Origin of the sequence: Nocardia sp. NBC_00403 (assembly GCF_036046055.1) — a bacterium.
Taxonomy (GTDB): Bacteria; Actinomycetota; Actinomycetes; order Mycobacteriales; family Mycobacteriaceae; genus Nocardia.
In genome coordinates this window covers 7,523,973-7,538,491 of the sequence record NZ_CP107939.1, presented here as the reverse complement: position 1 = coordinate 7,538,491, position 14,519 = coordinate 7,523,973, and the positions used below count along the sequence as shown (strand labels likewise).

The window sequence follows — 14,519 nt, the reverse complement described above, 5'->3', positions numbered from 1 at the left end:
GCGCTCACGCCAGCGCGGGCACGACCTCGCGCTCGAACAGTTCGATGCCCGAGGTGTCGTAGGCGGCTTCGGGGAAGTTGAAGATGGCGTACCCGAGCCCGAGGTCGCGGACCTTGGTGAGGTTCTCGATGATCTGCTCAGGCGTGCCGACCGCGGCGGTGCCCCGGTAGAGGTCGTCGACATGAGCGGCGGCCTGATCCGCGCCGACGAACGGGCTCAGGCGGGCCTGCAAGGTGGCGAGGCGTGCTTCGACCTCGGCCTCGGTGGACCCGATGGCGACATTGAAGTTGGAGCTCCGCACGATGGCGTCGAAATCGGTGCCGACGTCGGCGCAATGGGCGCGCAGGATTTCCGACTTGTGGGTGAACTCCTCGGGATTGCCGCTGAAATTGGTGTAGTCGGCGTACTTCGCCGCGATCCGCAGCGTTTTCTTCTCGCCACCGCCTGCGATCCAGAGCGGAATCCCGCCCTCCTGCAACGGCAGCGGACGCACGATGGCGCCGTCGACCTGGTAGTGCTTGCCGTCGAGGGTGGCCGTGCCCTCGGTCCACGCCTGCCGGAAGATCCGCACCCCCTCATCGAGGCGTCCGAGACGCTCACCCGCCGACGGGAATCCGTAGCCGTAAGCGCGCCATTCGTGTTCGTACCAGCCGCCGCCGATGCCCATCTCCACCCGGCCGCCGGAGATCAGATCTGTCGTAGCGGCGACCTTCGCCAGATAGGCCGGATTGCGGTAGCTGATCGCGGTACACATCTGCCCCAGCCGAATCCGCGACGTCGAGGCCGCGAACGCCGCCATCAACGTCCACGCCTCATGGGTGGCTTCGTCGGTCGGCGTCGGCACGGTGTGGAAATGGTCATACACCCACAGCGACTCCCAGACGTCACCGGCGTCGACTCGTTGGGCGAGATCGCGCATCACCCCCCACTGCGCCGCAGGGTCGATACCGACCAGGTCCAGTCGCCAACCCTGCGGGATGAAGATGCCGAAGCGCACAGATATCTCCTTCATGTGTTTACCCGAAAATCTAGCCGCGATCGGTCACCCACCGTCGGACACCGGCCGACGGTGTGGCGGCCGCGCAAGTCCGCCGACGCCAACGCAACGCGCGCCGGACCCGGCCCACTGTCCCGGGTTACCGGCGGCCGATCAAGAGTTCGACGCCACATGCGTCCAATGTCGGTGCGGTCACAGCGCGGAGCCGGCCGAGTGCCCCTGCAGCACTCGACCGGCTCCACTGACCGGCGTCGGCTCAGGCGCCGGTGAACTGTGCGCCCGAGATGGACGTCGAGGCCACCCCGTCGACGCCGACCGGGATATCACCCTCGAGCGTGGTGCGGTACAGCACCCGGGTGACATCGAGATGATCCAGGTCGCTCGGCGCGAGATGCGCGGTGGCCCGGTTGTCCCAGAACGCGATGCTGCCCTGCTCCCAGCGGAATCGCACGGTGTAGGCCGGCTGCGCTATCTCGTCGAAGAGCAGCTTCAACAGCGCGTCGCTCTGGTTGGGGCTCAGCCCGATGACGCGGGTGGTGAAGCCCGGGTTGACGAACAGCGCCCGTTCCCCGGTCACCGGATGCACTCGAACCACGGGATGTTCGGTGACCAGCGGCGCGGCGGCCACCTTCTTCGCGTAGTCGCTGTCGGTGTTCCACGCCGGCCTGCTACCACCGAACCGGTGCTCGGCGCGCAGGCCCTCGACGAAACGCCGCAGCGATTCCGGCAGGTTCTCGTAAGCGGCGACGAGGTTCGTCCACTGGGTGTCACCACCGTGCACGGGGGCGATGTCGGCGCGCAGGATCGATGCCGCGGGCGGGTTGATCAGCGGGGACACATCGGTGTGCCAGAAGTTGGTGTAGCTGAATTTCCGTACGCCGAAACGCTTTTCGTACAGTCGGCTGTCGACCGCGAGGATCTCCGGGTACTCGGTCGGCGCGTCGTCGTCGTAGGGATGTGAGGGGGTGACCGCGCCGAATCGCCGGGAGAAGGCGATCTGCTCGGCGTGGCCGATGTGCTGGTCACGGAAGAACAGCACCTTGTACTTGTGCAGCGCGGCGGTGATGTCCTCGACCTGCTGGTCGGTGAGGGTCTCGCGCAAGTCGACGCCGGAGATTTCGGCGCCGATGTGTCCGGCGACCGGCGCGATCTGCACGGTGTCGGTGGTGGTGGTTGTGGTGTCGTGCACGGCAGTCATGGGAACTCGCTCTGTGAGTCGGGATGGGATGGCTCGGGTCGATCTCCCACGCGACAGGCGCTGCGGCACACACGCATGAAGTCGATGACGCGCCGTTTCGTCAAGGGCGTCACGGCAATTCCGGTCCGATCGCATAGCGGGCGCCGAGGCGTCCACCACCCCAGCCGAGCGCCTTGCGGTAGCTGCCCAAGAGCTGGCGTTCGATCAGATACGTCTCGTCGCGCTGGATATCGTCGGGCGGCAGTGGCTCGGTGCGCGCCGCGACGAACAACGCGTCCACGGGGCAGTAGGCCTCGCACATGAAGCACGTCTGGCAATCGGATTGCCGTGCGAGCAACGGGATCCCGTCCGCACCTCGGTCGAAGACGTGGGTGGGGCACACCTCGATGCACTTGTCGCATCCGATGCACCGGTCGACCGAAACCACCTCGATCATGCCGATACCAACTGTGCTCGGGACCTGGCGAGGAAGGCGGGCTCGGGCGCGGTCCACACCTCGTCGAGCCCGCCGGTGATCAGTCGACGGTGCTGGGCCGGATCGAGGTCGGGGAACTCCTGGCGGCGCGCCATGCCCCGGGATTCGGTGCGTGCGAGCGCCGCGGTGTACATCCACCGCGCGTGCGCGGTCATCGCCGCTGCCGAGCGGACCTTGGCGGTGTCGGCGCCGGACAGGCCCGTACGCGCCTGCTGCCACAGCTCGTGCAGCGTCGCGAGCGCGGGCCGCAGCCGGTCGCCGTGGCGCAGGTAGTTCTTGTCGTAGGGCAGCACCTCCCGCTGCACCGCGGTGACGACCTCGGCCGGTCGGAGTCCGGCATCGGGTCGGCCGGTGGGCCGCAGCCCGACACCGCCGGCGCCGAACCGTCGCCGATCGTCGACCGAATTACCCTGGTGTAGTGCGTAGTTCGCCGCTGCGGCACCAGCCCAACTGCCCGAGGACATCGCCCATGCGGCGTTGTGGCTGCCGCCTCCGGTGAACCCGCCGCAGATCAGCTCGCGGGTCGCGACATCGCCTGCCACGTAGAGACCGGGAACGCTGCTCGAGCAATCGTGGTCGGCGACGCGCACGCCGCCGGTGCCGCGCACCGTGCCCTCGAGTAGCAGTGTGATCGGGAAGCGCTCGGTGAACGGATCGATGCCGAGCCGGTCGAAGGTGAGGAAGAAGTTCGGCTGCCCGAGTCGCATCGCCCGGCGTTGAGCTTGGTCGGCCTGGTCCAATGTGCAGTACACCGGCTCGCTCAACAGTGCTCGCGCGATCGCGGAGCGACCGCCCTTGCTCGACGCACCCGTCAGCGGCTCTCCGTTGCCCAGATAGAAGGTCGCGAAGGAGTAGTACGCGGTCTTGGTCACCGAGGTGAATTCCGGGGCGATGGCGTAGGCATTGGAGAATTCCATGCCGGAGAGCTCGGCGCCCGTCTCGACGGCCATCAAGGTGCCGTCGCCGGTATTGACGTTGCAGCCCAGCGTTTTCGACAGGAAGGCGCACCCGCCGGTCGCCAGCACGACGGCGCGGGCGGCGATATCGATGTGCGCGCCGTCCGACAGCCGCTGCAGGCGGGCTCCGGCCACGGCGCCGTCGGCGTCGATCAGCAGTTCGATTGCGGGCGTGTGGTCGAGGATCCTCACCCCGGCGCGCCGCACCCGAAGCCGTTGGCGCTTCATGTATTCCGGGCCCTGCACGCCCGTCCGCAGCGGCTGTCCATCGCGGCCGACGGGGAACGGATAGCGGCCGATCTCGGCGAGTTCGTTCACTCGAGAGTATGTTTCGTCGAGCACCCGCGCCATCCAGCCCCGGTCGGCGAGATAACCGCCGAGAGCCTCGCGGCCGGCCATCGCCTGCTCGCGCAGCTCCGGCTCCGGCCGGACATACCAGATTCCGGTCCCCGCGGCAGCCGTCGCGCCGCTGCTACCACAGAATCCCTTGTCCGCCAGTGTGACCGAGGCACCTGTGGCCGCGGCCTTCAGTGCGGCCCAGGTGCCTGCCGGTCCGCCGCCGAGGACGAGAACATCGAGTTCGGTCATGATGTCACCTTCTGCTGCAGGAGATCCGATTGCCGGAGCCCAGGTTGTTCCGAAGAGTCGTGGCTGCGGTGCAGGTCCCGGTCCCCGGCGGGACGCGGCCACGGGACATACTGCGGGATATACCGGCCCATTACCGTCGCGCCGAGCGCGGAAATCCCGCCGATCGTGAGGACCGAGACCGCCAGTGGGGCAGCGGTCGCCAGTGTGGCGATCAGCAGCGGCCCCGCGAAGGCACCCGCATCGTGGTTGAGACGCCATGCTGCGAGGAACTCGGCGCGGATCGCGGGGGGCGCGACGTCCGCGCCGAGGACCATGATCAGCCCGTTGCTGATCCCGTTGCCGATTCCCATCACCACCGCGACAATCCCCAGTGACGGTGCCGAATGTGTCAGTGGCACGGTGAAATATGCGATTGCCAGGATCGCGAGCGAGGGAACCGCGATGAAGCCGCGGCCGAAGCGGTCCATCACATGCCCGGCGGGATAGGCGAAGACCACCTCCAGTGCCGCGCCGATACCGAAGATCAAACTGGCTGTCGCCGCGCTCATCCCGATGTGATCGGCCCACAGCGGCAAGATCGCATCGCGGGATGTCCGCGCCACCCCGAGCAGCAGCACACCCGCGCCCAAGGTCGACAGCACTCGCCGGTGCAGGCGTGCGACTCCGACGAGCGACAGCGGCGGCTCCTGCTCCTGCACAACGGTTCCCGGCACGGTCCGCACCATCAGCGCACCCGCGACGGCGAAGGCGACCAGCTCGACCACGAACCCGCCCCTGGTGCCGAGGCCGAGGATGGCCCACGCGCCGAGGAATGGTCCGACGAAAAACCCGAGCCGCATCGAGCCGCCGAACAGCGACATCACGCGCGCGCGGCGCTCGAACGGAATGGCCTCGGCCAGGTAGGTCATCCGCGCCAGACCCCAGATGGCATTGGAGAGTCCGACGATGAGCAACCCCGCGCACAACATCGGAATGTTCTGCGCGAGCAGGCACACCAGCACGCCGACGATCCCGACCGCGGTGCCGCCGATGATCGAGGTCCGCTCGCCGACCTTGGCCACCAACTGACCTGCGGGAAGATCGCCGAGCACCTGACCGAGCCCGACCAGCGCCACCGCCAGTCCCGCGACGGCTGTGGAGGCGCCGAGGTCGAGCGCGGTCAGCGTCATGACCGGTGCGCCCGCCCCCATGCCGATGCCGCGCGCCAAGGTCGGCAGGTAGACCGAGAACATCAGGGGCCGAAGAGAGTCCGTGGCAGCCGGCCCCGATTCCAGATCGGAGGTCATGCGCTCGCTTCGGTCTGCACCTCGGCGAACTGGCTTTCCACCGATTCGAGTCCGTAGTGCCCACGCAACGTATCCGCCTCGTAGTCGGAGCGGAAGAGGCCGCGCTCCTGCAGGATCGGCACGACCCGCTCGACGAAGACCTCGAGTCCACCTGGCAGATACGGCGGCATGATGTTGAAGCCGTCCGCCGCGCCGTTCTCGAACCAGGTCTGCAGCTCGTCGGCGATCTGCGTCGGCGTGCCCGCGAACGAGCGGTGGCCACGACCACCGCCCAATTTGCCGATCAGCTGGCGCACCGTGAGGTTCTCGTTCTCGGCCAATTCCTTCACCAGGGTGAACCGGCTCTTGCCGCCCTCGATTTCGGTCACCGACGGCAGCGGTGGCAGCGGTGCGTCGAGTGCGTGCTCGGTGAGATCGATGCCGAGCAGCCGTGACAGCTGACCGAGCGCATAGTCGGGTGAGATCAGGTCGGTGAATTCCCGCTCCAGTGCCTCGGCCTCCGCCGTGGTGTCGGCAATGTAGGGCACTAGTCCCGGCAGCACCTTCAACTCGTCGGCGGAGCGTCCGTATTTCGGCAGCCGAGACTTGAGATCGCGGTAGAAGGCCTGTCCCTCGGCCAGTGTCCGCTGCGCGGTGAACACCGCTTCGGCGTATTGCGCGGCGAATTCCTTACCGCTCTCCGATGATCCGGCCTGCACGAGCAGGGGCCGCCCCTGTGGGCTGCGCGGCGAGTTCAGCGGCCCGCGGACCTTGAAGCGGGGACCGTCGTAGTCGACGGTGTGTACCTTGTCGGGATCGGCGAAGACCCCTTCCTTCGGGTCGAGGACGATCGCCGAGGATTCCCAGCTGTCCCACAGTTGGATCGTGACGTCGACGAATTCCTGCGCCCGTTCATAGCGGCGGGCATGTTCGGGGATGGCTTCGAAGCCGAAGTTGAACGCCTCCTCCTCGCTGCCCGAGGTGACAATGTTCCAGCCCGCCCTTCCGCTGCTGATGTGGTCGAGCGAGGCGAACTTGCGGGCCAGATTGAACGGTTCGTTGTAGGTGGTGGAAGCCGTGGCGATCAGCCCGACCCGCGAGGTGGCCGCGGCGATGGCGGCCAGCAGCGTCACCGGCTCGAAGACCGCCAGCGTATTGCGCTTGATGCGCGGGCCGACCGCGAGGCTGTCGGCGAAGAACACCGAGTCGAGCTTGCCGCGCTCGGCGATCCGCCCCAGCTCTTGGAAGTGCTCCACGTCGAGCACCCGGTGCTCTTCGGTGCGCGGGTGTCGCCACGCCGCCTCGTGGTGCCCGACTCCCATCAGAAAGGCGTTGAGGTGGAATTGTTTACGAGATGCCGACATCGGTGATTGTTCCTTTGGTACGGGTTCGGATGGCCGGGTCAGGCGTTCGATTCGATACGCCAGCGCGAGAAATGGCGTTCGAGGGCGACGAGGACACCGTTGAAGACGAGGCCTAACAAGGAAATGGCGAGGATTCCCGCGTACATGTCGGGGATCTGGAAGTTCTGCTGCGCCGCGGTGATCAGATAGCCGAGTCCAGCTCTGGCGCCGACCATTTCGGCGGCGAGCAGCACAAGGATCGAGCCTGCCGCGGCCATGCGCAGGCCGGTGAAGACGGAGGGGAGCGCGGCGGGCAGGATCACCTTCTGGAACAGCCGCAGCGGCGACAGCCCCAGCGATACTGCGGATTTGATGAGCAGCGGGTCCACGGTGCGCACACCGGTGATGGTGTTGAGCAGGATCGGGAAGGAGCTCGCATATACTACGAGCGCTACCTTCGAGGTTTCCCCGATACCGAGGATCAGCACGAACACCGGAAGCAACGCCAGCGCGGCGGTGTTGCGGAACAGCTCCAGTATCGGGTTCAGGAAGTCGGAAACCGGCTTGTACCAGGCGATCGCGACCCCGAGCGGCACCGCGAAGGTCAGCGCGATCGAGTAGCCCGTCAGCGAGCGACCGAGGCTGGTCGACACGTGTGTCCACATCTCGCCGCTCTGCACCAGGTCGATGAATGCCTGCGCGACCGTGGTGAACGGTGGCAGGAATATTTCGTCGACCAGCCCCCAAGCCGGTGCGAACTGCCATATCAGCAGCAATGCGGCAAACGCGGTGGTCGGCTTCAGCACGCGCCAGCCGAGCTTGCCCGTTGCGGCGAGCGCCCGCCAGCCGATCGAGGGCCCGGCCGCGGCCGCGTCGGCCGGGGCGAGTTGGGGTGGCACGGCCACCTGGAGTCGAGCCGGGGGAGCGATGAGTTCCACTGCGCTAGACATGGGTCAGCCTCTCGGTGTCGGATACGACGGGGGTGTGCTCGGGCGCGATCTCGCTCTGCAGCAGCGACCAGATCTGGTGCCGATACCCGCGGAAGAGCTCGGTCGACCGAATGTCTGCTGCGGCGTTCCTGTCGATGTCGACATCGAGCACCGCTTTGATGCGGCCCGGTCGCGCGGTCAGCACCGCGACCCGCTGGCCGAGGTACACCGCCTCATCGATGCCGTGGGTGATGAACAGGATGGTCTTGCCGGTTGCTTGCCAGATACGTAAAAGCTCGTCCTGCAACGACTCCCGGGTCTGCGCGTCGAGCGCGGCAAATGGCTCGTCCATCAGCAGTACCTCCGGGTCGAAGGCGAGACTGCGGGCGATGGCGACGCGTTGCTTCATGCCACCGGACAGTTCGTGCGGGAAGCGGTCACCGAACCCGCCGAGTCCGACCAACTCCAGATACTCCTCGGCGCGTTCGCGCCGGGCGCTGCGCCGCAAACCCTTTGCCTCGAGGCCGAATTCGATATTCGCGCGCGCCGTGCGCCAGGGAAACAGCGCGTATTGCTGGAATACGATGCCCCGGTCGAGTCCTGGGCCGTCGATCGGTTTGCCGTCCAACAGGATTTCACCGGAGGTGGGCTTGCTCAATCCACCGAGCAGATCCAGCAGCGTCGATTTACCGGAGCCGCTCGGCCCGACCAGGACGAGGAACTCGCCCTCGCGCAGGTCCAGCGAGATGTCCTCGATGGCGGTGAATTTCTCGTGTGAACCACGGATCGGAAATTGCTTGTTGACGTGAGTGAGCGAGAGTTTCGCTGTGGTTGTTGTCATTTCGCTGCCACCGCTTCACCGGTCGGTCCGCTCTCCGCCGGGAAGGCGCCGTTGGAGTACGGGTTGTACTTATTGGTGAACAGATCGGTGACCTTCAGCTGTCCTTCTTTGAGCTCGCCATTGCGCGCCAGCCAGTCGATCCAGATCTGCAGTTCCTTTTCGGCGATCACGCCACCGGGCACGGGAATTCCCGAGCTCTTCCAGTACTTCAGCAGGTCGGTATTCTCATTGCGGCCGCGCTTCTCGATGATCGTCCTGAATCGCGCGACCACCTCGTCGCGCGGAGTGACCTGCAGCCAGCGGGTTGCCCGCGCGGTCCCCTGGACGAAGTCCGCTACCGCCTCGGTGTTTTTGGCGATGTAGTCGTTTCGGAAAACGTAGGTGCCGTAGTCGAACTGTCCGAAAAGCGCTTTGTCGGTGTAGAGCGGGTGGATGCCGCCGCGTTCGACGGCGGTTTCCCGGAAAACGCCACCCAGGGTGCCGACCTCTACCTGGCCCTTGCGCAGTGCGTCCTCGGTGTTGGCGGGCGGCAGCACAACCAGTTGGACCTGCTTGACCTCGCTGTCGGTGAGGCCCTGCTGATGCAGCCACTCCCGCGTGATGAACTCGTGGTGCGCGCCGAGGGTATTGACGCCGACCTTCTTGCCGATGAGGTCGCGTGCCGATGTGATACCGGAATCGTCGCGGACGAAATATCCACTGAACGACTTCTCGTCCGCGCCATAGGAACTGAGCACCGAGGTGACCTTGGCGCCACCGGAGATCAGCTTCACGACGGCGCCGTTGAACGCGCTGCCCACCTCGACCTGGTTGGTCGCCGCCGCCTGAATATTGGCGGGCCCGCTGGTGGTGTCGCCCTCCCAGTGCAGTGCGATCTTGCTGAAGTAGCCGAGGTCCTCCGCCAGCTCGTACGCGGTGACCTGACCGGTGGTGCCCTGATAACGGATGACGGCCTTGCCGTCTGCAGTTGTGCCCGGTTCGGACTTGCTGCACCCAGTGAGAACGGAAATACCGGTGAGCAGGGTGAGGGCGGCGGCGAACGCTCGGGTTCGGCGGCGCGGGGGTGCGGAGGACGGCATGGTGTTTTCCTTCGATGAAAATGCGCTGCGCGGAACGAAATAGGCATGCGGCAGCGACAGTGGAGTCGCTGATATCGCGACTCGAGGATGTGTCGGAATCTCCGAAAGCGCGAACCGGACCGGTGCGGAACATGTTCCGCCGGGCTCGTCGCTGCGTCAGGGGCGACAGATCCCGTGCGGAACCCGCATGAGGTCGATCGCGCGGCGGCGGATCAGCGCTGTGGGTATCAACACGTCGAGACTTTCTCGAGTTCTGGTGCGGGTCGGGCGGTGGCTGTGACTTTCAATGGTGTGGCCCTGCGGACGGGGAAACAACGGCCATTCCACATTGTGAAAATCGGCGTGAGTTTATTTTCGGCACAGTGGTACTTCCGCTGCTCGGGTGTCCGCTGCTCAGCTCGTCGAGCCGGCGCCGTTCTGCACGACCCCGCCGATGCGCACGGCGATCTGACGCATGGCGGGCAGGATTTCGCGGACCAGTTCGTCGTTGAGTCGCGCCGAGCGCGCCTGCACGCTCAGCGCGCCCCAGACCTGCTTGTCGGCCCCGAACACCGGCACCGCGATCGAGCGCACCGGATCATCGCTCTCGAGCTCCTCGAGCGCGAAACCCTTGCGCCGCACCAGATTCAAGTCTTCGGTGAGACGTCGGTCCGCAGGCGTGTAGGCGAGTAGGGCGCGCCCGGCCGCGCTGGATCGCAGCGGTTGCCGCAGGCGCGGCAGCTGATGGGAACAGAAGAGCACCGGCGGACGCGCGTGGAAGACGGTGACGGCGTCGCTCGAATCGGCGACGCTGAGACTCGCGGTGATCTTGATCCCGGCGGCGAGGGCGTACATATGTGGTGCGGCCGAATCGATGCCGAGCCGAGTCAGCGCCGGCCGCGCCAACGTCGCAAGGCCTTGCCCGACCCGGTAGCGGTCGGTGGCCGGGTCCTGCTCCAGCAGCCTGCCGCGCACCAGAGCCTGGGCGAGGCGGTGCGCGGTGCTGACCGGAACACCGGCCAGATGCGCCAATTCGCTGATCGAGAGCTCGGGATCGTCACCTTCGAAGCAGTTCAGCAGATGGATGGCCCGCTCGACGGCCTGAGATCCCGAACGCGGCTGATAGGTGGTGCCCATGGTGATTCCTCGCGGTCCGGATGCCGGTCCGGCGGCGGGTGCGGACCTGGCACACACTGTCCTCGGCCGGATGTGGTCGAGCAATAGTTCGACGCCGGGTGCGTCTAATGGCGGCTGCGGTGGCGGCGATCACTCGTGGTGAGTTGTTCTACCCCGGCATGTATCCTGCACAAGGACGTAATCGTGTCCTTTCGGTGTTTTCGGTAGATGGCGTGGACGCAGAGATCCGCGGCAACGACTAGAAGGAGGTGGGGTTGCCATGCGCAGCGAACCTCCGAGTCGAAGGCCGCGCGGCGCCGCCCTTTCGCACTCATAGCTCGTACGCGACAGCAGGGACCGGCGCCCGCGGTGTGAATCACACGCGTCTCATTCACCTTCCGCTCTGCTGAGGACTTCCCCATGTCGCAGACCGAACTCATCGATGCACGCTCGACGCTGTCCGAATCGCTGCCCGACGTCGCGTTGCCCGACGTTTCGTTGCAGGATGCCGTCGACACCCACCGCGTCGACGCCGCGCTCGAATGGCTCGACAACCACCCACCGCACGTCATCGCCGACCAGCTCGCCCGTATGGACGCCGTCCAGGCGGGCATGGCCTTCCGACTGCTGGACAAGGATCTGGCGCTCGCGGTGTTCGAGGAACTCGAACCGGTGGACCAGCAGCAGATCCTGCAGGGCCTGCGCGACCAGACCTTCCGCGAGCTCGTCGAGGGCATGGACCCCGACGACCGGGCCAGGATGTTGCGTGAGGCGCCGGCCAAGGTCGCCAAGAAGGTGCTCGCGGGGCTGAGCCAGCGCGAGCGCCGGATGACCGCGGCGCTGCTGGGCTACCCCGAGGGCTCGGTCGGGCTGTACATGACGCCGGAAGTTGTTGCGCTGCCGCGCAATCTGAGCGTCGCCGATGCGCTGCAGACGGTGCGGATCAAGGGCATCAACGCCGAGACGGTGTACACGCTGCCGGTGGTGGACTCCGGCCGCCGCCTCACCGGCATCGTGGAGCTGCGCGAGCTGGTGCTGAGCCGGCCGGACACGATGGTCTCCGAACTCGTCGTCACCGAGCCCGCCTTCGTGCGGGCCACCGACTCCGCCGAGAAGGCGGCGCGGCTGATGCGCGAGACCAACGACATCAACCTGCCGGTCGTCGACAGCGAGGACCGGCTCGTCGGCCTGCTCACCATCGACGACGCGGTCGAGGTCATCGAGGCCGCCGACAGCGAGGACGTGGCCAAGCAGGCCGGATCCGCGCCGTGGGAAGGTCACTACATGGCGGCGGGGGTATTCCAGCTCGCTCGCTACCGCGCGCTATGGCTGCTGTTGTTGTTGCTCGCGGCGACGTTGACTGTCAGCGTCACCGACTTCTTCTCCGGAACTCTGGAGCAGGCCGCGCACCTGGCGCTGTTCATTCCGCTGCTCATCGGTGCGGGCGGGAATGCCGGCGCGCAAGCGGCCACCTCGTGTGTGCGCGCGCTCGCCGTCGGTGAGGTACGCGGTTCGGACTTGCTCGAGGTGATCTGGCGGGAATGCCGGGTCGGCCTGGTGCTCGGCGGCATGCTCGCCGGCGCCGGCGTGATCATCGGGGCATTGTTCGTCGGCGCGAAGGTCGCGCTCGTCGTCGGCATCACCCTGATCCTGATCTGCGGCTGGGCCGCCACCATCGGCGGCACCATGCCGCTGCTGGCCAAGCGCCTGCGCATCGACCCGGCCGTGGTCTCCGCCCCCATGGTGACCACTCTGGTCGATGCCACCGGCCTGATCATCTACTTCACGACGGCCAAAATCGTTCTGGGCATCTGACCGAATTGTGAAGGGGCCCTGAGGGTCTCGTCATGGTGCACCCGGCGGCAGCTGTTCTGGTTCGCAACGGCAAAACACTGGCATATGCCAGTGTTGTCGGCTAGTGTCGAACACGTTTTCGATGCCGTAGCGAAGAAGGGGAGGGCTCGACCCATGAGTAGCAGCGGGAAACCACTTGAACAGCGTGTGTACGAACTAGAACTATGGCGTGATCACCAGATCACCCGGGATACTGTGACGGTGACGCAAATTCACGAGCAGCTAGCCGCGATCCACACCGGCATCGCCGACATCCACACCGATATCGGTGATCTGGATGGACGCTCGGTCGCCTCACGGCTTATTTCGATGGGCGTCGACATCGGCAGTATCGCATCTCGTCAGGATGAGATGGCGTTGCGTCAGGATGAGATGGCTTCCGGTTTGGAAGTGATGGCGTTGCGTCAGGATGAGATGGCTTCCGGTTTGGAGGCGATGGCGTTGCGTCAGGATGAGATGGCTTCCGGTTTGGAAGTGATGGCGTCGCGTCAAGACGTGATGGCTTCCGGTTTGGAGGCGATGGCGTTGCGCCAAGACGCGATGGATCGCAGGCTGATATCGGTAGAGGCAGATGTCAGCACTATCAAGGTTGATGTCGGTGGGTTGAAGACCGACGTTGCTCAAATTCTGCGAATTCTGCAGAAGCCCAACGGCGACACGTAATTCAGGGATCGAGTGTGCCGGCGCCCTGCCGCTGCTGGAATCGCAGCGGCAGGGTAGCGGTCAGAACTCCCAGTCGGCGTCTTCGGTGTTGACAGCCTTGCCGATGACGTAGCTGGAACCGGAGCCGGAGAAGAAGTCGTGGTTCTCGTCGGCATTGGGCGAAAGTGCCGACAGGATAGCGGGATTCACGTCCGTCTCGTCCTTGGGGAACAGACCTTCGTAGCCCAGGTTCATCAGGGCCTTGTTGGCGTTGTAGCGCAGGAACTTCTTGACGTCCTCGGTGAGCCCCACCTCGTCGTAGAGGTCCTGGGTGTACTCGACCTCGTTGTCGTACAGCTCGAAGAGCAGCTCGAACGTGTAATTCTTCAGCTCGTCGCGCTCGGCCTGGCCGACGAGCTCGAGGCCCTTCTGGTACTTGTAGCCGATGTAGTAGCCGTGCACGGCCTCATCGCGGATGATGAGCCGGATCAGGTCGGCGGTGTTGGTGAGCTTGGCCCGCGAGGACCAGTACATCGGCAGGTAGAAGCCGGAGTAGAACAGGAAGCTCTCCAGCAGAGTGGAGGCCACCTTGCGCTTGAGCGGATCGTCGCCGTTGTAGTACTCCAGCACGATCTCGGCCTTGCGCTGCAGGTTTCGGTTCTCCTCCGACCAGCGGAACGCGTCGTCGATTTCACGCGTGGAGCACAGCGTGGAGAAGATGGAGCTGTAGCTCTTGGCGTGCACCGACTCCATGAACGCGATATTGGTGTACACCGCCTCCTCGTGCGGGGTCAGTGCGTCCGGAATCAGGCTCACCGCGCCGACGGTGCCCTGAATGGTGTCCAGCAGTGTGAGACCGGTGAACACGCGCATGGTCAATTGCTTCTCATCGGCGGTGAGGGTGTTCCACGACGGAATGTCGTTGGACACCGGCACCTTTTCGGGCAGCCAGAAGTTGCCGGTCAGTCGATCCCAGACCTCGGCATCCTTCTCGTCGGGCACCCGATTCCAGTTGATCGCCGACACCCGATCGATCAGTTTCATCCTGCCTCCACACCCTTCCCGAGCACGCTGCCGTCACAGAATTGCTACCCATTGAACACTACTCCTAGTGGGTGACAAGTCCATGCAGCACAACACCTTGTGTCGCAGCGGTGCATGTCACTGCGGCGCAGATACGCCCATGACCACCGCATGCGCGACCCATTGTCCGTCATGACTCGTGATTCGAGCGCATCGGACCCGGCGCGTTCCGAT

Annotated in this window: 13 protein-coding genes; 2 read left to right on the top strand and 11 right to left on the bottom strand. The window is 65.6% G+C overall.

Annotated features, from left to right (window positions below):
• Positions 1 to 4: 4 nt before the first annotated feature.
• From OHQ90_RS33775 to OHQ90_RS33730, 10 genes are all read right to left on the bottom strand, one after another.
• A complete protein-coding gene (locus OHQ90_RS33775) occupies positions 5 to 997 on the bottom strand; it encodes an LLM class F420-dependent oxidoreductase (protein WP_328413296.1) in 993 nt (330 codons plus the stop codon).
• A 256-nt stretch (positions 998 to 1,253) separates the two neighbouring features.
• Positions 1,254 to 2,195, bottom strand: a complete 942-nt coding sequence (locus tag OHQ90_RS33770; RefSeq protein WP_328404499.1) for a TauD/TfdA dioxygenase family protein — start codon at positions 2,193 to 2,195, stop codon at positions 1,254 to 1,256.
• 109 nt (positions 2,196 to 2,304) lie between these two features.
• Entirely contained in the window at positions 2,305 to 2,631 is a 327-nt protein-coding gene (locus OHQ90_RS33765; protein ID WP_328404497.1) for a ferredoxin family protein, read from the bottom strand.
• Positions 2,628 to 4,214: an FAD-binding protein gene (locus OHQ90_RS33760; protein WP_328404495.1), complete on the bottom strand. Its 1,587-nt coding sequence runs from the start codon at positions 4,212 to 4,214 to the stop codon at positions 2,628 to 2,630. The genes OHQ90_RS33765 and OHQ90_RS33760 overlap by 4 nt, the downstream gene beginning before the upstream one ends.
• Positions 4,211 to 5,446 carry an MFS transporter gene (locus OHQ90_RS33755; protein ID WP_328404493.1) on the bottom strand — a complete coding sequence of 412 codons (1,236 nt, stop codon included), beginning with the start codon at positions 5,444 to 5,446 and terminating at the stop codon, positions 4,211 to 4,213. Before OHQ90_RS33755 ends, OHQ90_RS33760 begins: the two co-directional genes overlap by 4 nt.
• Before the next feature lie 50 nt (positions 5,447 to 5,496).
• Entirely contained in the window at positions 5,497 to 6,843 is a 1,347-nt protein-coding gene (locus OHQ90_RS33750; RefSeq protein WP_328404490.1) for an LLM class flavin-dependent oxidoreductase, read from the bottom strand.
• Between the two features lie 38 nt (positions 6,844 to 6,881).
• Entirely contained in the window at positions 6,882 to 7,772 is an 891-nt protein-coding gene (locus OHQ90_RS33745; RefSeq protein WP_328404488.1) for an ABC transporter permease, read from the bottom strand.
• Positions 7,765 to 8,592, bottom strand: a complete 828-nt coding sequence (locus OHQ90_RS33740; RefSeq protein ID WP_328404486.1) for an ABC transporter ATP-binding protein — start codon at positions 8,590 to 8,592, stop codon at positions 7,765 to 7,767. Before OHQ90_RS33740 ends, OHQ90_RS33745 begins: the two co-directional genes overlap by 8 nt.
• Positions 8,589 to 9,671: an ABC transporter substrate-binding protein gene (locus OHQ90_RS33735; RefSeq protein WP_328404484.1), complete on the bottom strand. Its 1,083-nt coding sequence runs from the start codon at positions 9,669 to 9,671 to the stop codon at positions 8,589 to 8,591. The genes OHQ90_RS33740 and OHQ90_RS33735 overlap by 4 nt, the downstream gene beginning before the upstream one ends.
• A 393-nt stretch (positions 9,672 to 10,064) precedes the next feature.
• Entirely contained in the window at positions 10,065 to 10,787 is a 723-nt protein-coding gene (locus OHQ90_RS33730) for an IclR family transcriptional regulator (RefSeq protein WP_328404482.1), read from the bottom strand.
• A 399-nt stretch (positions 10,788 to 11,186) separates the two neighbouring features.
• On the opposite strand from OHQ90_RS33730, the gene mgtE reads away from it, so the two are divergent.
• Both mgtE and OHQ90_RS33720 read left to right on the top strand, forming a co-directional pair.
• Complete coding sequence (mgtE, locus tag OHQ90_RS33725) at positions 11,187 to 12,581, top strand: magnesium transporter (protein WP_328404480.1); 1,395 nt, start codon at positions 11,187 to 11,189, stop codon at positions 12,579 to 12,581.
• A 240-nt stretch (positions 12,582 to 12,821) separates the two neighbouring features.
• Positions 12,822 to 13,283: a hypothetical protein gene (locus OHQ90_RS33720; RefSeq protein ID WP_328404478.1), complete on the top strand. Its 462-nt coding sequence runs from the start codon at positions 12,822 to 12,824 to the stop codon at positions 13,281 to 13,283.
• A 60-nt stretch (positions 13,284 to 13,343) separates the two neighbouring features.
• On the opposite strand, the gene nrdF is transcribed toward OHQ90_RS33720, so the two are convergent.
• Positions 13,344 to 14,306, bottom strand: a complete 963-nt coding sequence (nrdF, locus tag OHQ90_RS33715; protein WP_328404477.1) for a class 1b ribonucleoside-diphosphate reductase subunit beta — start codon at positions 14,304 to 14,306, stop codon at positions 13,344 to 13,346.
• Positions 14,307 to 14,519 lie beyond the last annotated feature (213 nt).

Bases quoted from the DNA above. Each gene is read 5' to 3' on its own strand.
- OHQ90_RS33770 (WP_328404499.1), bottom strand. From the start codon at position 2,195: ATGACTGCCGTGCACGACACCACAACCACCACCACCGACACCGTGCAG.
- OHQ90_RS33765 (WP_328404497.1), bottom strand. From the start codon at position 2,631: ATGATCGAGGTGGTTTCGGTCGACCGGTGCATCGGATGCGACAAGTGC.
- OHQ90_RS33760 (WP_328404495.1), bottom strand. From the start codon at position 4,214: ATGACCGAACTCGATGTTCTCGTCCTCGGCGGCGGACCGGCAGGCACC.
- OHQ90_RS33755 (WP_328404493.1), bottom strand. From the start codon at position 5,446: ATGTTCTCGGTCTACCTGCCGACCTTGGCGCGCGGCATCGGCATGGGG.
- OHQ90_RS33750 (WP_328404490.1), bottom strand. From the start codon at position 6,843: ATGTCGGCATCTCGTAAACAATTCCACCTCAACGCCTTTCTGATGGGA.
- OHQ90_RS33745 (WP_328404488.1), bottom strand. From the start codon at position 7,772: ATGTCTAGCGCAGTGGAACTCATCGCTCCCCCGGCTCGACTCCAGGTG.
- OHQ90_RS33740 (WP_328404486.1), bottom strand. From the start codon at position 8,592: ATGACAACAACCACAGCGAAACTCTCGCTCACTCACGTCAACAAGCAA.
- OHQ90_RS33735 (WP_328404484.1), bottom strand. From the start codon at position 9,671: ATGCCGTCCTCCGCACCCCCGCGCCGCCGAACCCGAGCGTTCGCCGCC.
- OHQ90_RS33730 (WP_328404482.1), bottom strand. From the start codon at position 10,787: ATGGGCACCACCTATCAGCCGCGTTCGGGATCTCAGGCCGTCGAGCGG.
- mgtE (WP_328404480.1), top strand. From the start codon at position 11,187: ATGTCGCAGACCGAACTCATCGATGCACGCTCGACGCTGTCCGAATCG.
- nrdF (WP_328404477.1), bottom strand. From the start codon at position 14,306: ATGAAACTGATCGATCGGGTGTCGGCGATCAACTGGAATCGGGTGCCC.